We start from the raw sequence: 23,109 nt of genomic DNA on the forward strand, positions 1-23,109 counted from the left end.
TCTCTCGGAGTCTCAACTGCGCTACAGCGACAGATGGAACCTGATCGCGTCGTCGATCGCATCGAGAACACGTGCAGGACATCGCCCGATGGTGCCGCGAACGCGTTCGACCGAGACGGCGCGAAGCTGCGCGGCCTGCGCCTTGGACGGCGCACCAAGACCCATGGTCGCGAGTTCGTCGCGCTCGGAGACCAGGGTCTCGAAGCCGTTGAACACACGTGCGACGTTCGAGGTGAGCGGAACGATGGTCACCACCCCGCGACCGAGCCGACTCGCCATGGTGTTCGCGCCGTCATTGCTCACGAGCACGCACGGCCGGGCCTTCGAAGCCTCGGCAGGCAGTGCGGGATCGAGTGAGACGATGACGACGTCGCCGCGCCTCACTCCGAGAGCCCGTCGGCCGTCGCGGACTCCCACGCAGCAGCGTCGCCCGACGACTCCCATTCGTCGAAGGCTGCGGCGTAGTCATCGGCGGCGGCGAGCTCGCGCCCGAGACGCACGAGGTCGTGGATGGCAGCAGAACGATTGCCGTCGAACCGCACGGCGATCGAGTCGATGAAGGCCACGTCGGCGGGCGGGAGACTGACGCTCAACTTGGTCATACCCTGATCCTACCCGAGCACTACTCGGGTATGGACTCGGCCCCGACGTGTCGGTCGTCATGGACGCCCGGCCGGCGCACCCAACGTTTCCCGCTGCCCGTTCGTCTCAAAGGGTAGGGACACCCTCGGGATGGAGACGACTATGAGGAGCATGACACGGGCGTATGACCACGACACGGCTCGAACCGCGACGCGTTCGGCGCTGATCGGCGCACTGGTCCTCGCTGCCACCGCTCTGCTCGCGGGGTGCGCGGGCGCGACTGCGGGCGGCGCGCCCGTTGCCGAGGCATCCGATGCCGTCGGAGCCTGGGGCAATCCCACCGGGATGACCACCGGGTGGGTGATCGAGCCATCGCTCAACCTCGCGGCCGATGGCACCCTCACCGGATCCGACAGCTGCAACAGGCTCCACGGGTCGTGGAGCGACGACGACGGCACGATCGCGTTCCATGACGTCGTATCCCCGGGGATGGTGTGCAGCCCCGAGTCCCCCGAGTCATTCGACACCTGGCTTTCCGGTCTCGCCTCGGGCACCGTCGACGGCGACGTGCTGACGATCCTCGACGTCGACGGCACCGAGATCGGCACGCTCGACCGTGCGAGCGATGTCGATCCGGCCACAGTCCCCTCGGGCGATGCCGAAGCCTTCTTCGGCACCTGGGGCACGGCCGATACCGAGGGCGAGCCCTCGATCGTGATCTCCGCCGACGGCACGTACAACGGCAGTGACGGCTGCAACTTCTTCAACGGTCTCTGGTGGATCGAAGCCGACACGCTCGACTTCGGATTCCACTCGTTGACGGAGAGAGGATGCCTCCCCGGCATCGACGACTGGCTGAATCAGCACGCCACCGCCACCGTCGACGGCGACACGATCACCTTCTTCGACCGAGCGGGTTCCGAGATCGGCACGCTCACGCGGAGCGAGTAGCCGCTCACGCGGAGCGAGCAGCCGCCGCGAACCGCTCGGCCTGCACCGCGAGGAACTCGAGCACCTCGGGCGGCCCCTCCACGCGATAGGGCACGCCGCGGGGCATCCACATGAGCCCCATCATGAGGTTCTCGAGCGAGTCGGCCTCGAGCGGCCAGGCGCTCTGGGTCGCGCCGTGCGCCGTCACATCGCGCCCGTACCATCCGAGGTAGTCGGCGAATTCAGGGTGCGGCAGGTCGACGATGACCGTGGCCTTCAAGCTCCGCTCGCGCCAGCGCAGCGCGGCCTCGACGCGATCCCGCGCCGCTTCGTCGGTCAGCGCGCGTGGCTCGAAGTGCACGCGCGTCGGGAACACCTCGCTCACCCGGTCGAGCCGGAACGTGCGCCAGTCGTCGCGCTCGCGGTCCCAGGCGAGGAGGTACCAGCGGCGCGCCACGGGCACGAGCCGGTACGGCTCGACGACACGCGATGACACCTCGCCCGCGGCATCCGTGTACCTGAAGCGCAGCCGTTCGGAGTCGCGGCAGCCGAGCGCGAGGAGCCCGAGCAGTTCGGCGTCGATCTCGGGAACGGGGCGTCCGGATGCTCCCCGCCCGCCGGCCCCGACCGTCGCGTGCGATTGCAGGGCGTCGATGCGGCGGCGCAGCGCGGGCGGCAACACCTGCTCGATCTTGGCGAGCGCGCTGAGCGTGGTGTGCTCGGCGCCGCGGAGGCCCGCCGTCGCCTGGGAGCGCAGTCCCACCGCGATCGCCACGCCCTCGTCGTCGGTCAGGAGCAGCGGCGGCATGCCCGTGCCGGCCTCGAGCCGGTATCCCCCGGCACTGCCGCGAGCCGACTCGATGCCGTAGCCGAGCTCGCGCAGCCGCTCGACGTCGCGGCGCAGAGTGCGATCCGAGACGCCGAGCCGGTCGACGAGCTCGCGTGCCGACCAGTGCCGGTGGCTCTGGAGCAGGGAGAGGAGTTCGAGGGCTCTCGAGGTGGTTGCGGCCATGTCTTCATTCTCTTCCCAATAAGGACAGAAAGTGTCCGGATGCCTCGAAAGACTGTCGATATGACGAACCACAACCAGATGATCACCGCCCGAGGCCTCACGAAGACGTTCCGCTCCAAGGGGCAGACCGTCGAGGCCGTCCGCTCCGTCGACCTCGATGTGGCCGACGGCGAGCTCGTCGCCTTCCTCGGCCCGAACGGCGCCGGCAAGTCGACGACGCTCCGCATGCTCACGACCCTGCTGCCGCCCACCGAGGGCGAAGCGACGGTCGCGGGCTGCGACATCCGCCGCGATCCTGCCGGTGTTCGGCGCCGGATCGGCTATGTCGGCCAGGGCAATTCCGGCGGGCACACCCAGCGCGTGCGCGACGAGCTGCACGCGCAGGGCTCGTTCTACGGAATGGGCCGCCGCGAGACCCGCGCGCGGGCCGACGAGCTCATCGAGTCGCTCGAGCTCGAGCAGTCGGCGAACCGCACGGTGCAGTCGCTCTCTGGCGGCCAGAAGCGCCGGCTCGACATCGCTGTCGGACTCATCCACCGGCCCGAGTTGCTCTTCCTCGACGAGCCGTCGACGGGCCTCGACCCGCACAGCCGCGCCAACCTCTGGGAGCACATCGTCGAGCTGCGCCGGCAGACCGGCACGACGATCTTCCTCACGACGCACTACCTCGACGAGGCCGACCAGCTCGCCGAGCGCGTCATGGTGATGGACCACGGCGCGGTCATCGCCGACGACACGGCGTGGGCGCTGAAGGAGTCACTCGCAGGCGACCGGATCACCCTCGAGTTCGAAGGGGCGACGGATGCCGCAGCCGCCGCGGCCCGCATCGGCGGCGACACCTCGGGCCGGGTCGTGACCGTCACGGCTCGCGGCGGGGACCGCGCGCTGCCCCGCTTCATCCGCGACCTCGGCGACGCGGGCCTCGACGTGGTGGCGGCCACGCACCGGCAGCCCACGCTCGACGACGTGTTCCTTGCGCTCACGGGCCGCAGCCTCCGCGAGGAGGCGGCGCACGCCGAGGCATCCGACGCCGCCGAGCCCGTCGCCGTCTGACCCGACTGCACCCCTCACTCGTTCACCCGCACGACCCTGCAGGAAGAAACGCCGTCCGGCTCGCCTGACGAGGGGCAACACGCCGCAGGTGCGGCAGAAGTTCCTGCATCTCGAATCCCAAAGGAGCATTCCCATGAACACGATCACCTCGACCGCCGGTTCGGCACCCGCCGCGACCGACCGCCACGCGGCATCCGCTCGCCCGACCGGATTCGTGCGCGACACCGCGAGCGTCTTCGTGCGCGAGTCCCGTCCGCTTGCGCGCGACCCGTTCAGCGTCATGTTCAGCCTCGTGCAGCCGCTCGTCTTCCTCGGACTCTTCGGGCCGCTGCTCGTCGGTGCCGCGGGCGGCGACGTCGCGGGCACACTGCAGTGGTTCGTGCCCGGCATCCTCGTGATGGTCGCGCTGTTCGGCACGGCCTCGACCGGCGCGAACCTCCTCTTCGAGATGCAGACCGGTTCGCACGAGCGCACGCTCGTGGCGCCGCTCTCGCGCAGCGCGCTCCTCGTCGGCCGCGCCCTGAAGGAGGTCGTGCCGCTCGTGATCCAGGGCACGATCGTCGTGCTCGTCGCAGTGCCGTTCGGCTTCAGCGTCGACCCGCTCGGGCTCGTCTCCGGCCTCGCGGTGCTCGCGGTGTTCGGCATCGGCTTCGGTGCGCTGAGCTACTCGCTCGCCCTCGCGTGCCGCAACCGAGACTGGATGTTCTGGATGGTGCACCAGACGCTGCTGTTCCCGCTGATGATCCTCTCGGGCATGCTGCTGCCGCTCGAGGACGGCCCCGACTGGATGCAGGTCGCCGCGGCCGTCAACCCGCTCAGCTACCTCGTCGGCGCCGAGCGCGCACTGCTCGCGGGCGACTTCGGTGCCCCAGCGGTGCTCGGCGGCATCCTCGCCGCGGCGGCGACGTGCGCGATCGGCGTGCTCGTGGGCGTGCGGTCGATGCGCCGCGCGAGCTGACGTCCACAATTCGCACAATTCAGGAAGGCCCCGGCGTTTCGACTGCGACACGCCGGGGCCTCGGCACGCCACGCCGAGCCCGCTCCTGAATTCTGAAACAGGGCCCGGCGGATGCCGCATCCGCTCGTTACGCTCATTGGATGCCCCACCCCCACGACGTCGTGATCATCGGCGGCGGCCACAACGGTCTCACCGCCGCCGCCTACCTCGCCAGCGCCGGCAAGCGCGTGCTCCTGCTCGAGCGCGAGGACCACCTCGGCGGCGCGGCCGTCTCGGCCGAGGCGTTCGACGGGGTCGACGCGCGGCTTTCGCGCTATTCGTACCTCGTGAGCCTGTTGCCGCAGCGCATCGTCGACGATCTCGGGCTCGACGTTCAGCTCGTGCGCCGGCGCTATTCGTCGTACACGCCCGACCCGGCCGATCCGTCGCGCGGGCTGCTGATCGACCGGGAAGCCGGCGCCGAGGCATCCGCCGCCGCGTTCGCCGGCATCGAGGCAGAGAACGACGCCGACGCCTGGAACGCGTTCTACGCCGAAACCGCGCACCTCGCCGAGCGCATCTTCCCGACGCTCACCGAACCGTTGCCCACGCGCGCCGAGGCGCGCGCCCTCATCGGCGACGATCGCGTGTGGGGATCGTTCGTCGAGCGACCGCTCGGCGAGACGATCGAGGCGCGTTTCGAGAACGACCTCGTGCGCGGCGTCGTCGCGACCGACGGCCTCATCGGCACGTTCACGAGCCTCGACGACCCGGCGCTCGACGCCAACCGGTGCTTCCTCTACCACGTGATCGGCGGCGGCACCGGCGATTGGGACGTGCCCGTCGGCGGCATGGGCGCCGTCAGCGGTGAGCTCGCCCGGGCCGCTCGAGACGCCGGCGCCGAACTCGTCACGGGCGCCGAAGTGCTCGCCGTCGATCCCGGCGGTCGAGTGCGGTGTCGCCTCGAAGGCACCGAGCATGAGGCGACCGCGGGGATCGTGCTCTCGAACGTCGCGCCCGCGGTGCTCGAGCGGCTGCTCACGGCCGGAGCGGCGGATGCCGCGGCGCACGCCGCGCGCGAGGCATCCGGCTCGATCGCACCTCGTGACCGGCCGCCGTTCACGCACGACTCGAAGCTCGACGTCCCGCCCGTCGTCCGCGAACGGCTTCGGCTCGCCGCCGAGCCCGAGGGCGCGCAGGTGAAGGTCAACCTGTTGCTCAACCGCCTGCCGCGCCTGCGCGACGCGAGCGTCGCTCCTGAGGTCGCGTTCGCCGGCACGTTCCACATCAACGAACTCGAGTCACAGCTCGACGCCGCCTACGCGACGGCTGCGCGCGGTGCGATCCCATCGCCGCTGCCGTGCGAGATCTACTGCCACACGTTGAGCGACCCGTCGATCCTCTCGCCCGAGCTCGCGGCCACCGGCGCTCACACCCTCACGGTGTTCGGGCTGCACGTGCCCCATCGACTGCTCGAGCGCTTCGGCAACGACGAGCTGCGCGCGCAATTGCAGGCGGCGGTGCTCGCCTCGCTCAACTCCGTGCTCGCCGAACCCATCGAAGACGTGATCGCGACGGATGCCGCGGGCCGCCCCTGCATCGAGACGAAGACCACCCTCGACCTCGAGGAGGCCCTGCGCATGCCGGGCGGCAACATCTTCCACGGCCCGCTCTCGTGGCCCTGGGCCGAAGACGGCGCGCCCCTCGACACGCCCGCCGAGCGCTGGGGCGTGGCGACGCGGCATCCGCGGATCCTCGTCTGCGGGGCGGGCGCCGTACGCGGCGGCGCGGTGAGCGGCATCGGCGGACACAATGCGGCGATGGCCGTGCTCGAGGCATCCGTGCTCTGAGATCTCAGACAGGAGAAGGATGCGATTCGAACGCTACGAAGCGGCTGCCGACGCCGCCGAGCTGCGTGAACAGCTGCGGCACGTCTACTGGATCGGTGGCGGGAGTGGTGCAGGCAAGTCGACGATTGCCCGCCGCTTGGCGGATCAGTACGGGTGGCGTCTCTACGCGACCGACGACGTGATGTCGGAGCACGCTCGCCGGACCACACCCGAAGAAGCCCCGTTCCTTCATCAGTTCATGGCCATGGACATGGACGAGCGATGGGTGAACCGGCCTCCGGACACCATGCTTGAGACTTTCCACTGGTTTCGCGGTGAGGGCTTCGGGCTGATCATCGAAGACCTCCTTCGCCTGCCTCCGGAACCTCGTGTCATCGTCGAGGGTTTCCGGCTGTTGCCACACCTCGTGAAGCCGCTCCTCACCGTGTCCAGTCACGCGGTTTGGCTCCTCCCCACGCCCGAATTCCGCCGGGCCGCGATCGAGAGTCGTGCCACGCCCGGCGAAGGCTTCATCTGGAAGACCAGTGATCCGGAGCGAGCCGGCCGCAACATCGCCGAACGCGACCAAGCCTTCGTGAAACGACTCCACGAGGAAGCGAAACGTCTCGAACTGCACGCCATCGAGGCTGACACCACGATGACCGAAGATGATCTGGCCAAGCGAGTGACGGAAGCCTTCTTGGGCCGCGGAATGGCAGGTGGCGCAGCCGAAAGCTGAACCGCAGGAGATTCGCGGTCATAGGCCCGCATACGCGCCTCTGACGCGGGATCTCCTGCATTTCGCGAGCGGGAGCGCGAGCGGCCTCAGCCGAGCGCGACCCACCCGATGCCCACGGCGAGCGCGACAACGCCGAGCACGATGTTCACGATCGGCGACTCCTTGCGCTTCAGGTGCAGCGCAGACGCGGCACCCATCGTGAGCACGAGCGCGAACGCGGCCACGGGCGTGAGCCACGGCAGGATGCCGGTCGCGGCGGGCAGCACGAGGCCGAGCGCGCCGAGGAACTCGAGGATGCCGATGACACGCGCCTGGCCATTGCTGAGGTCCTCCATGTACGGCTGCTTCGGGATCAGCTTCTCGCGAGGCGTCAACGTCTTCATCGTGCCGGCGGCGAGGAAGGCGAGGGCGAGCAGGGCGGTGACGATCCACAGTGCGATGATCATGTGATTCTCCAGAGGGTCGGTTACGATGAGTGCGTGACGCACGATCGGTGACTATAACCGACGGGTCCCCGGCACTTCATCGTGCGTCACGCACCTCGAGGTGCGTATTGGAGAGAGCGAGACGAGCGAGACGATGACCACGACGGATGCCGCAGCACCCCGATTCGCCGATCACCCTTTGGCGTCGGCGTCGACGTGCAGCAGCGACGAGCCGGCGAGCGGCGTGATCCGCGACGTGCTCTCGCGCGTCGGAGACAAGTGGAGCCTGCTCGTGGTGGGCTTGCTCGACGACCGCTCGCTGCGCTTCACCGAACTGCAGCGCAAGGTCGACGGCATCTCGCACCGCATGCTCACGCAGACCCTCCGCAACCTCGAACGAGACGGACTCGTCTCGCGCACTGCCTACCCCGAGATCCCGCCGCGCGTCGAATACGCGGCGACCGACCTCGGCCGCTCGCTCGCGGCGCCCGTGCTCGGCCTCGTCGGATGGGCCGCCGCGAACCACGAGGCGATCACGGCCGCGCGAGACACGTACGACGACGCGGCACCCGGCGCCTGATCTTCGCGGGCGACCGAACCCCCTCGTCGAGCGCTCGCACGCCGATACGGTCGCCGAAGAGACCCGCGAACATGTTGCCGTTCACGAACGCGCCGAGGTTGCCGAACATGGGCTTCACGACGACGCGCGGGTCATCGGGCATCGACGACGTGAACCGCTCCTTGGCGGCATCCGATGGCTTCGGTATCTGCATTCGCCCCCGCCTCACTCGGGTCTGATCAGGAGCGGCGACACGCTCTCCCGCAACCCATGGCGCCACTCTAATGAGCCCGATCGCTCGCGTGAAGCTCTAGTGAAAGCAGGCCGACCGCATTAGCCTGAAGAGCACGACGAGCGGGGGTCGAAGATGATCGCGAAGCCGACCGGACACTATGCGTTGAAGCCTGACGGCCTGTACCTGCAGTTCGACCGCTTGTTCCATGCGCCGATCGTCGACGTCTGGTTCAGCCTCACGAATCCCACCGCGATGCAGTCGTGGATCGGCACCTACACCGGCAGCCCCGCCACGGGCGGCGTGCGCTTCATCATGTCGGCCGAGCCCGACGCTGAGTGGGAGAACGTGAGCATCCTCGAGTGCACGCCGCCGTATCGCTTCACCGCCGATGCCGGTTCGGGCGACAACGCGTGGCGCGTCTTCTGCCACCTCGTCGAGGGCGGCGGCCTGACGACGCTCACCCTCGGCCAGCGATTGAACAGGGCAGCGGATGCCCCGAGCATCGGCCCCGGCTGGGACTACTACCTCGACCGCCTCAGCGCGGCTCGCAGGGGCATGGCCCTGCCCGAGTGGGATCACTACTATCCGGCGTTCTCCGAGCACTACCGCAGCCTCAACGTGCCCGACGCGGCGCGGCGCTGAGCGCGATTCAGTCGGCTCGCGTAGCCACGGCTCGGTGCGGTCAGCGCCAGACCGACGGCGCCTCGGCGCGCGTCGCGGGCAGCGCGACATCCGCTCCCCAACGCTCGATCCACTCGGGCAGGCCCTCGCCCTCGACGGTGCCGAACGCCTCGATGAGCTCGGGCACGGGCACGATGCCGCCCGACTTGCGCAGGAACCGCCCACGGATGAAGCCCTGGGCGAAGACCTCGGGCACGCCATCTGGGCCCGGCCGCACGAAGCGCTGCTCGACATAGACGGCCTTCTCGTCGAAGCCGAGGATGCGCGACTCGATCGTGAACCGCTGCCAGAGGTTCAGCGACTTGCGGAACGTGATCGTCTCGCTCGCGACGACGGGGTACCAGCCCTTCTCGCGCATGATGCGCCAGACCCCGTTGCGCACGAGCATGTCGAAACGCGCGACATCCATGATCGAGAAGTACACGCCGTTGTTCATGTGGCGGTTGATGTCGAGGTCGGTCGGCAGGGTGATGAAGTTCGTGCGCGCGATGTCGTAGTGCCCGAGATCGTGCTTGCGGCGCGAGAGGAACAACACGTGGAGCAGCGTGCGGAAGAACATGTGCATAGTCCACGACTGTAGGCCCGATTCGTCGTCGATCATCCATCATTGGCGGGTCGCCACAGTCGGCGAGCGGATGCCGCCACGCCGCGTTGTGCGCAACCGATACCGTGGTCTCGTGCTCACCGTGATCGCGATGACCGGCCGATTGCTGCTGGCCCACTGGCCGGCGCTGCTCGCGTGGTTCCTCGGGGGCATCCTCGCCCGGTACCTCGTCATCGAACTGGCGGGCTTCGTCGGGGCGTACTCCGCGCTCGGCGGCACGCTGTTACTGCCGCTCGCGATCCTCGCCCGGCTCGTGAGCTTCGTCGCGATGTTCCTCGTGCTGCGTGACGGGATGAACCGGCTCGGAGCCATCGCACCACTTCCCGGCGATGCCGGGGCACGACGGCGCGCCTTCGTCGACGCCGTGCTCGGCGGCATCCTGCCGTTCTTCGCCTTCTACGCGGCTTGGGGCTACCTTCGCGACGACTGGTTCGCCTACCTCGCCCGTGCGCTCGAGGTGCAGCAGGGCATCAACACCGTGGCGATCTTCGCGGGTGAGACCGTCTCCACCGAGGGCACCATCGACAAGCTGATGTTCGAGCCGGCCACGGTCGCGCTCATCGTGCTTGCCTTCGCCGGCCGATGGGCGTGGAACCGGTTCCGCACGCGGCTGCCGAAATGGTCGGCGATCGGAGCGGCCTACCTCGAGGCGGTCTGGGTCTTCTTCACCGTGATCCTGATCTCGGAGGCGCTCGGCCAAGTGTCGGCGTGGGTGCAGTCGCGGCAGGCGATGGTCTGGCTCGCCGATGTGCGAGCCTGGGTCACCAGCCAGGTCGAACCCGTGGCGTGGCTCTGGGAGGCGGTCGAGTGGCTGCTGGGCGAGGCCGGCGGCATCATCCTGCTGCCGCTCGCCTGGCTCACCATCGCCGGGGTCATCTACGGGCAGGCGGTCGCACCACAGGCGCCGCGGCTCGGCGGCGCCCTCGTCGATGGAGCCCGCCGCCGGTTCTCGAGCCTGCCCGAAGCGGTGCGTCGACGGCTCGGCGACGTGTGGTGGGACTTCGCCGCGCGATTCCGCCCCATCGGGCGCGCGGTGGTGCTGATGTGGCGCGCCGGGCCGGTGCTGGTCGGCGGGTACGTCCTCTTGTACACGATCGTGCTCGGCCTCGAGCAGATGCTGCGCATCTGGGTCACCCGCCTCGTCGGCCCCCAGGACCTCTACTCATTCTGGGCGGTCGCCGACGCGGTGATCCTGCTCCTCGTGCCGCTCATCGTCGAGCCGCTGCGCGTGAGTCTCGTGGCGAGCGCCTACGACGCGACACTCGCACGACTCGTTCCGGCCTCCGCAGCCGGCTCGTCAGGGCTCGACGAGCAGTCGGGCGAATCTGGGAAGCGCGTTGGGCGAGATGAGCTCGACGGCGAAGGGCCCGGTGGCGTCGAGCGGAACGAGGAACGCGACGGTGATCGTGAAGGGGTCCGTCCCGGTCAGGGCGCATGAGCCGAGCTCGTCGGGCGCCGGCGACCACCCGATGTCGAAGGTGGCGTCACTCCATTCGCGTTGGGCTCCCGTCGTCTCCCGCAGGGTGGGTGTGTGGCACGTCACGGCATGCGCACCTGGATCGACCGGCACCGCGGCGGTGACGACCTGCGAACCGGCGGGAGCCTCGAACTCTGCACCTGGGTCCACGACCTCGATCTCGGCGGGTCCCCAGACGGCGCCCTCGAACTCCACAGAGCCGCCCGGCGGTGCGACGACCGGCTGCGTCGCCTGTCCTGAGAAGTACTCGTTCCATTCATTCCAGGCAATCACGCCGAACGTCGCCGGGAGCAGCACCGCGACCCCCACGAGCGGGAGCGCGTTGCGCCGCCACCACCCGCGCCGGTTCGTGAGTGCATCGACCGTCATCTCGCCCACCCGCTCGACATGAGTTCCGCCTCCTCGATTCGATCGAGGGTGCTCGGTTCGAAGTGCACTTCGATCAGAGAGTCGAGCCTCGGATCCGCCTCCAGGCCCAGACTCAGCACGGCGACGTCATCGCCGAGCGCTTCCTCGGGCAATTCGAACGCGATGCTCCCCGATCGCGGCACGCCCACTGCCAGTTCCGAGCGGAACATGGAGTCGGGCGGCCGCTCGCTCGCGCGGTAGGTGCGGCCGTCGACCGAGAGCGTGGCGTGCGAGAGTGTTGCGCGAAGGTCGCTCTGCACCGCCGCGGCCTCGAGGTCGACGATGAGCCACGGACCCTCGGCGTCCCAGCCGTCGATCGTCGCCGCATCCGCGGCTCGAATCCCCGTGACGGTCACGGCCAGGTTCCGCCCCTCGCCGCGGTCGCCGATCTCGACCGGCACGCTGAACGGCCGCTCGGCCTCCGCATCGTCGGGCGTCACGAGCGCGGTGCCCCATGCCGCGACCACGAGCGCCGTGCCGCCGAGCGCGGCGGCCCATCTCCTCATTCGCCAGCCCCGGGATCTGGCTCTGCCACATCGCGGCCCGCTCCGACGTCCTCGATGTCGAGGGCCATGATCGCGGCGGGCACCGGATTGTCCCAGTACTGCCCGCTGATCACCGCCGTACCGGTGAAGAGCGTCTCGTCGTTCAGCACGACGCGCAACTCGTCGCCGGCAGCGTGGCGATCGGCGGGAACCACCCAGGCGAGCACGATCGTCGCGAGCACCCCGGGCTGCAACCACGGGTTCTCCGTCGTGTCGTCATAGCGGGAGATCCCCTCTGGTTCCGCCTCAGGATCGTCGGCCAGCGCGACCGTCGACGACAGGCTGTAGCCGGGTGTCGTGGGCAACGGCTCGTCCCAGAGGTTCTCGGCGTCGACGATCAGGGCGAGCACCCGCTCGCCGGGTTCCACCGTGACACCCGCCTCGGGCAGCTCATCGATGAGCACCGCACGCTTCACGGTGACCGCCAGCTGGTCGTTGCGATGTTCCTCGCCGGCGGTGAGCTCGGGCAGGCTTACGGCCTCCACCGTCTCGAGCCCGCCGAACGCAGCCGTCACGGCCAAGAACACGCCGGTCCCGATTCCTGCGACCCACTTCGTCGGCACTCGGTCGGCCGCCGCCCGCACCCAGCGGAATCGTCGCTTCGGCACGGCCTGCGGCTCAGTCGGTTGCGGCTCCCCCACGGGGGCAAGCATAGAGGCGCGGGTCAGCTGTTCGGCAGCACCACGTAGCGCACGTGGGTGAATTCGCGCGTCGAGCCCTCAGGGCAACTCGCCCGCGACCACGCGACCGCGCGAGACGACCGCGACGATGCCCGACGTGTCGAGCTCACGGATGTCGCGCCACGGCCTGCCCCGCATGACCACGAAGTCCGCGGCGAACCCCTCGCGGACCCGGCCGAGGGAGTCCCCTCGTCGGATCGTCCGCGCGGCCCGTGTGGTCGCCGCCTGCATGGCTCGCTCGGCGCTCCAACCCAGCGTTGAGGCCATCGCGCGCACCTCCGCCATCTGGTCGGCGAACCCGATGTGGTGCCCGTTCGCGTCAGTGCCGAGCACGAAGTCGACGCCGGCATCGGCCGCCGAGCGCATGAGCGCATCGCGCTCGGCGACGAGCGCGCTCGCCTTCGCCGCCTGCTCGGGCGTCACACCGAACTGGCCTGCGGCGATCCGGTCGTTGATGAGCAGCGTCGGGGCGATGCTCACTCCGCGAGCGGCGATGCGCTCGGCCTGGGCGGGTGAGACGAGCGTGCCGTGCTCGATGGAGTCGACGCCCTCGTCGAGGGCGATGCCGATGCCCTGCTCGGTGTGGGCATGCGCGGCCACGAGCATGCCGAGCGCGTGCGCCTCGTCGACGATCGCGGCGATCTCAGCCCGCGTGTGATTGCGCCAGGAGCTCTTGTCGCCCACCGACAGCACGCCGCCGCTCGTGGCGATCTTCACCCCGTCAGCCCCGGCTCGCGCCCACTGGCGCACGAGCTTGCGGCACTCGTCGACGCCGTCGGCGACGGGCTTGCGCGCCGCGACGGCGGGCGGCACGAACAGGTCGCCGTGGCCCGCGGTCATGCTCACCATGCCGTGCGCGAGCACCCGAGGGCCGTCGACGATGCCGGCATCTAGGGCTCGCGCGAGCGAGAACTGGATCTCATCGGCGGAGAGGTCGCGCAGCGTCGTCACGCCGGCCTGTGCGGCTTGCCGCGCGTGCGCGAGCCCGTGCAACACCTGCTCCTCTGGGCGCGTGGTGAGCGGCCACGTGAGGAAGTCGACGCGCCCCTCGCCTGCGTGCCCGATGAGGTGCACGTGCGTGTCGATGAGACCGGGAATCACGGCAAAGCGGGGCGCTTGGGCGGATTCACTCGGCCGCACGGCGACGATCGTGCCGTCGGTGCCGCCGCCGTCGCTCCACTCGATCGTGGATGGCCCTTGCGCCGAGTCGCCATCCCACAGCTCGACGTTCTCGAGCACGTGAGACCTCATGACCGCGCGTTCTTCCGTGGGAACACGTGGCCGAGCGCAGCGGGCGGACGCATCGTGACGCCGGCGACGACGAGCACCGCGAGTGTCACGAGGTACGGCGCGGCGGTGGCGAGGCCGCTCGGCAGCGGCACGAACAGGAAGACGAGCACGAGCACGACTCCCAGCACGAGCGGGGCGATGCCGCCGCGCCGCTCGCCCTTCATGATGCGGCTCACGCCGACCACTACGAAGACGATCGCGAGGATGAACAGCAGCGCCCGGAACGTCTCGGGCCTCCCGAGTCCGACCGCATCGCTGAAGCCGAAGAGCGACGACCCGAGGAACACCCCAGAGGGCATCCAGTTGCCGAAGATGAGCGTCGCAAGTCCGATGAAGCCGCGGCCGGCCGTCTGGTGCTCGACGTAGCCCTGCGAGATCAGCACGAGGTATCCGCCGGCGAAGCCCGCCATGCCGCTGCCGATGAGCACGGCGAGCCAGCGCGTGCGGTGCACGTCACCGCCGAGCGCCTGGAGCGCCGCCGGCCGTTCGCCCGCCGCACGCCATCGCAGCCCGAACGGCGTGCGCCACAGCACGTACGCGGTGGCCGGGATCAGCAGCAGCCCGATCACTGCCGTGATCGACACGTCGCGAGTGAGTCCGCCGACGATGCCGCCGAGCTGCGCGACGACCGGTAGGCCCGACGCCTCCATCACGCGAGTGAGGTCGAACGTGCCGAAGCCGCCCGAGAGGAAGGGGATGCCGATCGTCGGCAGGGAGCCGCCGATTCGCGGCGAGTGCGCGATGGTGCCGCCGTCGACGCCGTTGAAGACGATGTCGGCCATGAATCGGGCGAGCGCCGCCGCGATGACGTTGATCGAGACGCCGACGATGAGCTGGTTGAGCCCCATCTCGATGCAGAGCAGTGCCATCAGGAGTCCGAAGATCAACCCGCCGACGATGCCGCCGCCGAGCGCGGCCCACGGCCCCCAGAGCCAGCCGAACAGGCCCGCCATCCAGGTGCCGCCGATCATCATGCCCTCGAGGCCGACGTTGATGATGCCCGCGCGCTCGGAGTAGAGGCCGCCCATCGCCACGATGGCGATCGGCACCGTGAGGCGCAGCGCGGAACCCCACGTGGAGGAGGCCGCGATCCCCGGGGCGTCGGCGACGTACTGGGCAATGACGATCAGGCCGAATCCGAGCAGCGCCCAGCGGAGTCCGGTGCGAAGCGCCGCCCGCCCGGGCGCGAGTCGCGTCGGCGAAGGTCGCGCCGCGACGTGCGTGATGGTGTCGGTCATCGTGCGGCCTCCGCCCCGTCGGTGGCGAGCGGCATCCGTCGTCTCGCCCTGATCGCCCGCCAGAGGGCGATGCGCTGGTCGGCCTTCTCGGTGAACCAGTAGCCGATCGCCGAGCTCAGGAGGATCACCGCCATGAACACCGACCCGACCTCGGTCGGCAGTTGCACGAGCCCGAGCACTTGCGAACTGCGCTCGACGAAGGCGAGCAGGAACGCGCCGAAGGCCATGCCGATCGGGTGCATCCTGCCGAGCAGCGCGGCCGCGAGTCCCGTGAACATGAGGTCGATCGGCAGGGTGCCGTCGAAACGATGGGCCGTGCCGAGCACGTGCGGCATGCCGATGAGGCCCGCGATCGCGCCCGAGCCGAGCATCGCCCAGATGATGCGATGCTTCACCTTGATGCCCGCCGACTCGGCGGCGTCGGGCGAGCGAGCGGCCACCTGCAGCGTGAAGCCGAACACCGTGCGGTACTGAATGAGGTAGAACAGCACGCCGAGCACGATCGCGACGACGAGAAAGCCCGTGATCGCGGTGCGATTGCCGATGCCGAGGTCGACGAGCACCGGCATCGCGCCGTTCTCGTCGATGATCGCCGTGCCGGTGTCCTGACCGCCGCCGGCGCGGAAGACGTTCGCGAGCAGGATGGCCACGACGGTCGTCGCGATCGCGTTCATGAGGATCGAGGTGATGACCTCGTTCACTCCGCGGTACACCTTGAGCAGCGCGGGCACGAGCGCCCAGAGTGCGCCGGCCACGCTGCCGACCAGCAGCGAGAGCGGCAGCCGCACGGCGAGATCGAACGGGAGCTGCGCGGCCGCGACCGCGCCGGCGAGCGCTGCGACACGGTACTGGCCGTCGATGCCGATGTTGAAGAGTCCCATGCGAAGAGCGAACGCGGCGGCGATCCCCGCGATATAGAGCGGCACCGCGTTGTTCAGCGCCGACACGAGTGAGGCCGGCTCGATGCCGTAGTTCCACATGACCTCGTAGGCGGATGCCGCGGAGTAGCCGCTGAGGCTGAGGAACAGGGTGGTCACGAGCAGCGCGAGCAGCACCGAGACCACCGGGCCGCTCAGGGTGAGCACGATGCGTCGGATCATTCGGCGGCCTCCTGGTCGATCGGTGCCGCAATGCGGTCGCTGCGTACACCGGTCATGTATTCGCCGAGGGTCTCGGCGTCGGTCGCGCGGGGGTCGAGCTCGCCCACGATCGTGCCGCGGTAGAACACGATCACGCGGTCGGAGAGGGCGAGCAGCTCATCGAGGTCGGCCGAGATGAGCAGCGTGCCCAGGCCGCGGTCACGCGCCTCGATGAGTTCGGCCCACACCGCCGATTGCGCGCCGATGTCGACGCCGCGGGTCGGATGCGCCGCGATGAGCACGCGCGGATCGGAGCCGAGCTCGCGCCCGACGATGAACTTCTGCTGGTTGCCGCCCGACAGGGACGACGCGAGGGTCATCGGCCCACCGCCGCGAACGTCGAATCGTGCGATGATCCGCTCGGCGACCGCCGCTGCGCCCGATCGGCTGAACCACGGCCCGCGCTTCACGGGGCGGTGGGTGTGGTGACCCAGCGCGGCGTTCTCGCGCAGCGGCATCGAGAGCACGAGACCGTCGTGGTGGCGATCTTCGGGGATGTACGCCATGCCGCCGCCGCGCCGCTGCTCGGTCGACAGCCCCGAGACATCCGCTCCACTCACCGACACCGTGCCGCGTGCCGCGACCCGGCCGAGCAGGGCGAGCATGAGCTCGGACTGGCCGTTGCCCTCGACCCCGGCGACGCCGAGGATCTCGCCGGCCCGCACCGAGAACGACACGTCGTCGAGCGCGGGCACCTCCCCCTCGTCGCCGACCGTGAGCCCTCGGCCCTCGAGCACGATCTGCTCACCTGGGGGTTCGATGCGAGGTTCGACCGATGGCATCGCCACCTTCACCATGAGCGAGGCGAGCTCGCGTGCGCTCGTCTCGGCCGGCATCCGGTGCCCGACGACCTCGCCGGCGCGGATCACGGTGATCTCGTCGGCGAAGTCGAGCACCTCGTCGAGCTTGTGCGAGATGAAGATGACGGATGCCCCGGCCTCGGTGAACGCGCGCATCGCCGCGAACAGCGACTGCGCCTCGCTCGGCACGAGCACGGCGGTCGGCTCGTCGAGGATGATGATGCGCGCGTCGCGGTAGAGCACCTTGAGGATCTCGACCCGCTGCCGCGCCCCGACGCCGAGGTCGCGCACGACGGCGTCGACGTCGACCGAGAATCCGTTGGCCGCGGCGAGCTCGCCGACGCGGCGGCGGGCGCCCGCCGTGTCGAGCCGGAGCGCCGACCCCGGCTCGTCGGCGAGCACGACGTTCTCCCATACGCGAAGCGCGTCGGCGAGCAGGAAGTGTTGGTGCACGATGCCGACCCCGGCTCGCTGCGCCTCCCGAGGGGACCGGAACGAGCGCTCGACGCCCTCGATCTCGATCGTGCCCTCGTCGGGGTTCTCCTCGCCGGCCAGGATCTTCATGAGAGTCGACTTGCCCGCGCCGTTCTCCCCGACGATCGCGTGCACCGTGCCGGCCTTCACCGACAGGTCGATGCGATCGTTGGCGACGAAGGTGCCGAACCTCTTGACGATGCCGGTGAGTCGCACCAGCTCTTTCCGCTCCACCATGTTCGCGCCCGACCGCGCCTACAGGGCGCTCGGCACCGTGATGTCGCCGTCGATGATGGCTTGCCTGGCCTCTTCGATCTGCGCCTCGAACTCGTCGAGGAACCCGCCGCTCGTCGAGTAGCCGACGCCGTCGTTCGAGAGGTCGAACAGCTGCTCGCCCGGCTCGAGAGTGCCGTCGAGGAAGGCGGCGATGCTGTCCTCCACGGCGACGTTGACGTTCTTGATCGCCGAGGTGAGGATGTACGGCTTGATCGACTCGTCGACCTGCTGGTACACATCGCCGTCGACGCCGATCGCCCACACCTTGGCGTCGGGCGTGCTCGACGCGAGGGCCTGCTCGTAGACGCCGAGGCCGGAACCACCGGCCGCCGCGTAGATGACGTCGGCACCGCCCGCGTACATCGAGGTGGCCGCCTCCTTGCCCTTGGTGGGGTCGGAGAAGCCCGTGAAATCGCCGAGCGGTGAGAGGTAGGTGCTGTCCACCACGATGTCGGGGTTCACCGATTTCGCCCCGGCCTCGAAGCCGACGAAGAAGTTCTGGATGCTCGGCTGGTCGACGCCGCCGATGAACCCGACGTGCCCCGTCGTCGAGGCGAGTGCCGCGGCGACGCCGACGAGGTACGAGGACTGCTCGGCCGCGAACGAGATCGTCGTGACGTCGGGGATCGTGGTGCCCTTGTCGATGTCGACCGCGACGAAGGCCGTGTCGGGGTGGTCGGTGGTCTCGGCCATGGGCGTGGCGTACTGGAACCCGATGCCGATCGCGAGGCCAGCGCCCTCCGACATGGCGAGATCGATGCGGTCCTGGAAGTCGTCGGTGTTCGGACTCGAGAAGTCGAGGGGCGTGAAGTCGTATTTCTCCTGGGCTTCGGTGAAGCCCTTGTAGGCGCTGTCCATGAACGAGAAGTCGCCGGTGGTGCCGTAGATCATGGCGATCTTCGGCGCATCGGGGTCGCCGCTCGGCTGGGTGGCCGCCGTCTGGCCGGAGCACGCGGAGAGCACGAGAGTGGCGGCGAGCACTGCGCCGCCGACCGAGATCACTCGGGAGGTTGCTGAACTGGACACACTGGCTCCTTCTGCTGTGGGGGTCTTCGAGAAGCTACGCCGCAAAAGGCTTTGCGCGATTTCACGGATGTTACATTTCCGATACGTCTGCGGCAACTGTCCTGATATTTCCGGGCAGATCAGACCTGTGGGCCGCGCAGTCGGCACCAGATCGCAGCCCGAGTGCACAAAACGTTCAGGAGGCGGCTAGCATGCAGGCATGAGCGACGAGAACCGCAAGCCCGCGGCCACGATCCGCGACGTGGCGCGGGTGGCGCAGGTCAGCATGACGACGGTGTCGCATGCGTTGTCGGCCAAGCGGCCGGTGAGTCCAGAGACCGCTGAGCGGATCCAGGCCGCCATCGAACACCTCGGCTATGTGCCGAGCTCGGCGGCGAGAAGCCTGCACGCGGGCAAGTCCCTCATGCTGGGGCTCGTCGTGCCCGACGTCTCCGATCCGTTCTTCGGACGCCTCGCTGCGAGCGTCGAACGTGCAGCCGACGAGGCGGACTACGGCGTCGTGCTGGGCAGCTCGAGCGGAGCCTCGACACGAGAGGCGCGATACTTCAACCTCCTGCGCTCCCGGTCGATCGACGGACTGATCTACGTGGCCGGCGCCCCGCGGTACGACGATCGGCTCAGCCGGCTCGCGCGGAGACACCCGATCGTGCTCGCCGACGAGTGGGTCGAGGGGCTCGACGGCATCCCGCTCGCGGCGGCCGACCACGAGCAGGGCGGACGCCTCGCCGCCGAACACCTCGCCGCGCTCGGGCACCGCGATGTTGCGGTGATCACGGGTCCGCGCGGACTGCGCTCGGCCGACGAGCGGGTCGCGGGATTCCGTTCGGTCTTCCCCGACGCCCGTGTCGTCGACGGCGACTTCACCGAAGAGGTCGCCTACCACCGCACCGCGAAGCTGCTCGGGCGGGGCGGCGCCCCGACCGCGATCTTCGCCTCGAACGACCTCTCGGCATTCGGCGTGCTCGACGCCGCACGCGACCACGGCCTCGTCGTGCCGCGCGACCTCTCGGTCGTCGGCTTCGACGATGTGCCGCTCGCGCAGCGCGTCTCGCCGCCGCTCACGACCGTGCGGCAGCCGATCGACGAGATAGGCCGCCTCGCGACCGCGACCCTGTTCGAGGTGATCGCCGGCCGCGATCCCGGCGAGCTCGAGCGCTGCCCCGTCGAGCTCGTCGTGCGCGAGAGCACCGCCCCATCCGCCCGAACCGACTGAAGGAGCCACGTGGCCCGCGTCCTGCTCATCGGCGAATCCTGGTTCGTCCATTCCATCCACCAGAAGGGCTTCGACTCGTTCACGACGTCGGAGTACACGCTCGGCGGAGCGGAGTTCGTCGCGGCCCTCCAGGCGCACGGGCATGAGGTCACCCATGTGCCGGCACACGAGGTGCCCACTCGCGTTCCCACCACGATCGAGCTGCTGCAGTCGATCGCCGACGTCGTCGTGATCTCGGATGTCGGTGCGAACACGTTCCAACTGCCGCCGCAGACCTTCTCGGCGTCGATCGCCGAGGTCGACCGCACCGAGGTGCTGCGCGCCTTCACCGAGCGCGGCGGGGGACTGCTCATGGTGGGCGGATACATGACGTTCTCGGGCATCGACGCCAAGGCGCGCTGGGGCCGCACGCCGCTCGCGGAGGCACTGCCGGTCACGCTCCTCGACCGCGACGACCGGGTCGAGCTTCCGTCGGGGATGCTCCCCCGGGTCGCCGCGGCACACCCGATCACGCGCGGCCTCGACGCGGAGTGGCCCGCCCTGCTCGGGCTCAACGAGGTGAAGCTGAAGGAGACGGCCGTCGGCTTGGCGACGTGCGCGGGGCATCCGCTGCTCGCCGTCGGCCTGTACCGCGCGGGCCGCGCCGCCGCGTTCACCTCAGACCTCGCGCCGCACTGGGCGCCGCCCGCCTTCCTGACCTGGAGCGGCTACGGCACGCTCTTCGATCGCACCATCCGCTGGCTCGCAGGAGAGGAACTGCCGTGACCGACGCCACCACCATCGACACCGTGATCACGGGAGCGACCGTGCTCTCGCACACGACCCGCCCCGCGCCCGACTACCCCTCGTTGCCGCGCGACGATCGCGAGGCCCGGGGCACCGCCGTCTTCCTGCCCGACCACGCGATCGGCATCGCCGATGGTGCGATCGCCTGGGTCGTGCCGACGAGCGAGGTCGACGCGGCGTCGCTCGCGGGGGCGACCGTGATCAACGCCCAGGGGCAGGTGGCGATTCCCGGCCTCATGAACTCGCACACCCACTCGCCGATGACGATGTTCCGCGGCTCGGCAGAGGATGTGCCGACGAACGAGTGGTTCAACAAGCACATCTGGCCGATGGAGGTGAACCTCACCGATCGCGACGTCGCACTCGGCGCACAGCTCGCGATCGGCGAGATGCTCCTCGCCGGCGTGACGAGCTTCGCCGACCACTACTTCGCGACCGACCGCATCGCCGAGGCCGTCGAGGCGAGCGGGGCACGGGCCCTGCTCGCCTCGACGTTCTTCTCGTCGGAGGGCGCAGAGGGAATGCGCAGGTCTGCCGAGTTCGCCGAACGCTGGAACGGCGCCGCCGACGGTCGCATCACGACCGCGATGGGTCCGCATGCCACCTACACGGTCGACGACGCCGACCTCGAGCAGACCGCCGAGCACGCGCGGCGACTCGGGGTGCGCACGCACATCCACGCCTCCGAGGCGCCGGCCCAGACGGCGTCGAGCCTCGCCCGGCGCGGCGTCACGCCGATCCAGGTGCTGCACGACACGGGCATCCTCGAGACCGGGGCGATCATCGCCCATGGCGCCGGCATCATCGAAGACGACCTGCGGTGGCTCGTGCCGTTCGCCGATCGCGTGGCCGTGGCATCCTGCAGCAAGGTCTACCTGAAGCACGCCCAATCGGGCGGCACCCCCGTGCGGATGCTGCACGACGCGGGCATCACCGTGGGCGTCGGCACCGACGGACCCGCCTCCCACAACACCCTCGACGTGCTCGAGAGCATGCGGTTCCTCTCGCTCGTGCAGAAAGACGTGCACAGCGACGCCACATGGCTCACCTCCCAGCACGCGCTCGACCTTGCCACACGGCAGAGCGCCGACGCGTTCGGCCTCGGCGGCCGGCTCGGGCAGTTGCGCCCCGGATACCGCGCCGACATCGTGCTCATCGACACCATGGGGCCTCACATGCAGCCGATGCACGACCTCGCGGCTGCGCTCGTCTTGAGCGTCAAGTCGAGCGATGTGCGCACGGTGCTCGTCGACGGCCGGGTCGTCGTCGAGAACGGGCGGCTGACGACGATCGACGTGAGCGGGGCCATCGAGGAGCTGAACCGGCGCATCCCCGAGCTCACCGACACCTCGCACGGCAGCGCGATCCAGGACTACGCGCCGTGATCGAGGCGGTGAACGCGGCGTGGACGGATGTCGCGGCGCACATCGCCGGCGGGTCCGGCGGCTCCGGCGGCTCCGGCCTCGCGATACTGCCGTTCGGCGCGCTCGAGCAGCACGGCCCGCACCTGCCGCTCGGCACCGACACGGTCACCGCAGCCGAGGTGGCGCGTCGCCTCGCCCAACGGCTCGACGCCGTGCTCCTGCCGCCGCTGCACTACGGGGAGACGTGGAACAACGCGGGCTACCCCGGCACGCTCTCGCTGTCGCCCGCCACGGTCACGGCGATCGCGGTCGACCTCGGACGCTCGCTCGCGGCATCCGGCGCCCGCGCCTTCGTCGTCGTGAACGGCGATTGGGGCAACCGGATGCCGCTGCACGCCGCGATGCGTACCCTCAACGCCGAGGGCGTGATCGCCGCCATCACCCTCGACTACCCGGGCATGGATGCCGCCATCGACGAGCTCCGCGAGAGCGCTGCCGCCGCGCCCGGCCTCAACCACGCCGACGAGATCGAGACCTCGATCATGCTCGCGATCGCGCCCGAGCACGTGCGACCCGAGCGGTACGTGGCGGAGTACCCGACGTTCCCGAGCGACTTCGGCACCCGCCCCATGCAGCTGCACCCGTTCTCACCGAGCGGCGTGTTCGGCGACCCGAGCACGGCGACCGCCGCGAAGGGAGAGGCAATCCTCGCCGCGACCGTCGAGGCGTCGCTCCGCGTGCTCGCGGACTTCATCGCGGGGGTCGCACAGACGCGCAAGCATTCGTAACCGGCACTGCTAGTTACCG

General features: G+C 69.7%; 25 protein-coding genes. 12 read left to right on the forward strand and 13 right to left on the reverse strand.

What is annotated here, in order from left to right:
* Positions 1 to 21: 21 nt before the first annotated feature.
* Both ESP51_RS00520 and ESP51_RS00525 read right to left on the reverse strand, forming a co-directional pair.
* Positions 22 to 384: a type II toxin-antitoxin system PemK/MazF family toxin gene (locus ESP51_RS00520; RefSeq protein WP_129518922.1), complete on the reverse strand. Its 363-nt coding sequence runs from the start codon at positions 382 to 384 to the stop codon at positions 22 to 24.
* On the reverse strand, positions 381 to 602 hold the full coding sequence (locus ESP51_RS00525; protein ID WP_129518923.1) for an antitoxin: 222 nt from the start codon (positions 600 to 602) through the stop codon (positions 381 to 383). Before ESP51_RS00525 ends, ESP51_RS00520 begins: the two co-directional genes overlap by 4 nt.
* 142 nt (positions 603 to 744) lie before the next feature.
* On the opposite strand from ESP51_RS00525, the gene ESP51_RS00530 reads away from it, so the two are divergent.
* Positions 745 to 1,533 (forward strand): META domain-containing protein, encoded by a 789-nt coding sequence (locus ESP51_RS00530; RefSeq protein ID WP_164990337.1) that lies wholly within the window; start codon positions 745 to 747, stop codon positions 1,531 to 1,533.
* Positions 1,534 to 1,537: 4 nt separating this feature from the next.
* On the opposite strand, the gene ESP51_RS00535 is transcribed toward ESP51_RS00530, so the two are convergent.
* Positions 1,538 to 2,524, reverse strand: coding sequence for a helix-turn-helix transcriptional regulator (locus ESP51_RS00535; RefSeq protein WP_129518925.1), 987 nt, complete (start codon positions 2,522 to 2,524; stop codon positions 1,538 to 1,540).
* A gap of 60 nt (positions 2,525 to 2,584) precedes the next feature.
* Between ESP51_RS00535 and ESP51_RS00540 the strand changes: the two genes are divergently transcribed.
* The 4 genes from ESP51_RS00540 to ESP51_RS00555 all read left to right on the forward strand — a co-directional run bounded on the left by ESP51_RS00540 (position 2,585) and on the right by ESP51_RS00555 (position 7,082).
* Positions 2,585 to 3,577 carry an ATP-binding cassette domain-containing protein gene (locus tag ESP51_RS00540; RefSeq protein WP_241842898.1) on the forward strand — a complete coding sequence of 331 codons (993 nt, stop codon included), beginning with the start codon at positions 2,585 to 2,587 and terminating at the stop codon, positions 3,575 to 3,577.
* A gap of 133 nt (positions 3,578 to 3,710) precedes the next feature.
* Complete coding sequence (locus tag ESP51_RS00545; RefSeq protein ID WP_129518926.1) at positions 3,711 to 4,535, forward strand: ABC transporter permease; 825 nt, start codon at positions 3,711 to 3,713, stop codon at positions 4,533 to 4,535.
* Positions 4,536 to 4,675: 140 nt separating this feature from the next.
* On the forward strand, positions 4,676 to 6,364 hold the full coding sequence (locus ESP51_RS00550; RefSeq protein ID WP_129518927.1) for a phytoene desaturase family protein: 1,689 nt from the start codon (positions 4,676 to 4,678) through the stop codon (positions 6,362 to 6,364).
* 19 nt (positions 6,365 to 6,383) lie between these two features.
* Positions 6,384 to 7,082, forward strand: coding sequence for a shikimate kinase (locus tag ESP51_RS00555; protein WP_129518928.1), 699 nt, complete (start codon positions 6,384 to 6,386; stop codon positions 7,080 to 7,082).
* An 86-nt stretch (positions 7,083 to 7,168) separates the two neighbouring features.
* Here the strand turns inward: ESP51_RS00555 and ESP51_RS00560 are convergent, their stop codons facing one another.
* Positions 7,169 to 7,528, reverse strand: coding sequence for a DoxX family protein (locus tag ESP51_RS00560; RefSeq protein ID WP_129518929.1), 360 nt, complete (start codon positions 7,526 to 7,528; stop codon positions 7,169 to 7,171).
* Positions 7,529 to 7,661: 133 nt separating this feature from the next.
* On the opposite strand from ESP51_RS00560, the gene ESP51_RS00565 reads away from it, so the two are divergent.
* Positions 7,662 to 8,087 (forward strand): winged helix-turn-helix transcriptional regulator, encoded by a 426-nt coding sequence (locus ESP51_RS00565; protein ID WP_129518930.1) that lies wholly within the window; start codon positions 7,662 to 7,664, stop codon positions 8,085 to 8,087.
* On the opposite strand, the gene ESP51_RS00570 is transcribed toward ESP51_RS00565, so the two are convergent.
* Positions 8,041 to 8,280 carry a hypothetical protein gene (locus ESP51_RS00570; protein ID WP_129518931.1) on the reverse strand — a complete coding sequence of 80 codons (240 nt, stop codon included), beginning with the start codon at positions 8,278 to 8,280 and terminating at the stop codon, positions 8,041 to 8,043. The two genes, ESP51_RS00565 and ESP51_RS00570, sit on opposite strands and share 47 nt — an antisense overlap.
* Before the next feature lie 153 nt (positions 8,281 to 8,433).
* Here ESP51_RS00570 and ESP51_RS00575 point away from each other — a divergent pair, with 153 nt between their 5' ends.
* Positions 8,434 to 8,943 (forward strand): SRPBCC domain-containing protein, encoded by a 510-nt coding sequence (locus tag ESP51_RS00575; RefSeq protein ID WP_129518932.1) that lies wholly within the window; start codon positions 8,434 to 8,436, stop codon positions 8,941 to 8,943.
* 40 nt (positions 8,944 to 8,983) lie between these two features.
* Here the strand turns inward: ESP51_RS00575 and ESP51_RS00580 are convergent, their stop codons facing one another.
* Positions 8,984 to 9,541 (reverse strand): acyl-CoA thioesterase, encoded by a 558-nt coding sequence (locus tag ESP51_RS00580; RefSeq protein ID WP_338420329.1) that lies wholly within the window; start codon positions 9,539 to 9,541, stop codon positions 8,984 to 8,986.
* A 118-nt stretch (positions 9,542 to 9,659) separates the two neighbouring features.
* On the opposite strand from ESP51_RS00580, the gene ESP51_RS00585 reads away from it, so the two are divergent.
* Positions 9,660 to 11,024 (forward strand): hypothetical protein, encoded by a 1,365-nt coding sequence (locus ESP51_RS00585; protein ID WP_129518934.1) that lies wholly within the window; start codon positions 9,660 to 9,662, stop codon positions 11,022 to 11,024.
* Positions 11,025 to 11,428: 404 nt separating this feature from the next.
* On the opposite strand, the gene ESP51_RS00590 is transcribed toward ESP51_RS00585, so the two are convergent.
* From ESP51_RS00590 to ESP51_RS00620, 7 genes are all read right to left on the reverse strand, one after another.
* Positions 11,429 to 11,977 carry a hypothetical protein gene (locus tag ESP51_RS00590; protein WP_129518935.1) on the reverse strand — a complete coding sequence of 183 codons (549 nt, stop codon included), beginning with the start codon at positions 11,975 to 11,977 and terminating at the stop codon, positions 11,429 to 11,431.
* On the reverse strand, positions 11,974 to 12,657 hold the full coding sequence (locus ESP51_RS00595) for a hypothetical protein (RefSeq protein ID WP_241842899.1): 684 nt from the start codon (positions 12,655 to 12,657) through the stop codon (positions 11,974 to 11,976). The genes ESP51_RS00590 and ESP51_RS00595 overlap by 4 nt, the downstream gene beginning before the upstream one ends.
* 78 nt (positions 12,658 to 12,735) lie before the next feature.
* A complete protein-coding gene (locus ESP51_RS00600) occupies positions 12,736 to 13,947 on the reverse strand; it encodes a metal-dependent hydrolase family protein (RefSeq protein ID WP_129518937.1) in 1,212 nt (403 codons plus the stop codon).
* Complete coding sequence (locus ESP51_RS00605) at positions 13,944 to 15,224, reverse strand: ABC transporter permease (RefSeq protein ID WP_129518938.1); 1,281 nt, start codon at positions 15,222 to 15,224, stop codon at positions 13,944 to 13,946. Before ESP51_RS00605 ends, ESP51_RS00600 begins: the two co-directional genes overlap by 4 nt.
* On the reverse strand, positions 15,221 to 16,324 hold the full coding sequence (locus ESP51_RS00610) for an ABC transporter permease (RefSeq protein ID WP_129518939.1): 1,104 nt from the start codon (positions 16,322 to 16,324) through the stop codon (positions 15,221 to 15,223). Before ESP51_RS00610 ends, ESP51_RS00605 begins: the two co-directional genes overlap by 4 nt.
* Positions 16,321 to 17,874 carry an ABC transporter ATP-binding protein gene (locus ESP51_RS00615; protein WP_129518940.1) on the reverse strand — a complete coding sequence of 518 codons (1,554 nt, stop codon included), beginning with the start codon at positions 17,872 to 17,874 and terminating at the stop codon, positions 16,321 to 16,323. The genes ESP51_RS00610 and ESP51_RS00615 overlap by 4 nt, the downstream gene beginning before the upstream one ends.
* An 18-nt stretch (positions 17,875 to 17,892) precedes the next feature.
* Positions 17,893 to 18,939, reverse strand: coding sequence for a BMP family lipoprotein (locus ESP51_RS00620; RefSeq protein WP_129518941.1), 1,047 nt, complete (start codon positions 18,937 to 18,939; stop codon positions 17,893 to 17,895).
* 199 nt (positions 18,940 to 19,138) lie between these two features.
* On the opposite strand from ESP51_RS00620, the gene ESP51_RS00625 reads away from it, so the two are divergent.
* From ESP51_RS00625 to ESP51_RS00640, 4 genes are read left to right on the forward strand one after another with little or no spacing between them, the layout of a single operon-like run.
* Positions 19,139 to 20,152, forward strand: coding sequence for a LacI family DNA-binding transcriptional regulator (locus tag ESP51_RS00625; protein WP_129518942.1), 1,014 nt, complete (start codon positions 19,139 to 19,141; stop codon positions 20,150 to 20,152).
* A gap of 9 nt (positions 20,153 to 20,161) precedes the next feature.
* Entirely contained in the window at positions 20,162 to 20,917 is a 756-nt protein-coding gene (locus tag ESP51_RS00630; protein WP_129518943.1) for a glutamine amidotransferase, read from the forward strand.
* Positions 20,914 to 22,323, forward strand: coding sequence for an amidohydrolase (locus ESP51_RS00635; RefSeq protein WP_129518944.1), 1,410 nt, complete (start codon positions 20,914 to 20,916; stop codon positions 22,321 to 22,323). Before ESP51_RS00630 ends, ESP51_RS00635 begins: the two co-directional genes overlap by 4 nt.
* Complete coding sequence (locus ESP51_RS00640; protein WP_129518945.1) at positions 22,320 to 23,090, forward strand: creatininase family protein; 771 nt, start codon at positions 22,320 to 22,322, stop codon at positions 23,088 to 23,090. Before ESP51_RS00635 ends, ESP51_RS00640 begins: the two co-directional genes overlap by 4 nt.
* The last annotated feature ends 19 nt before the right edge of the window (positions 23,091 to 23,109 follow it).

It is taken from the genome of Agromyces albus (assembly GCF_004134825.1).
GTDB lineage: Bacteria > Actinomycetota > Actinomycetes > Actinomycetales > Microbacteriaceae > Agromyces > Agromyces albus.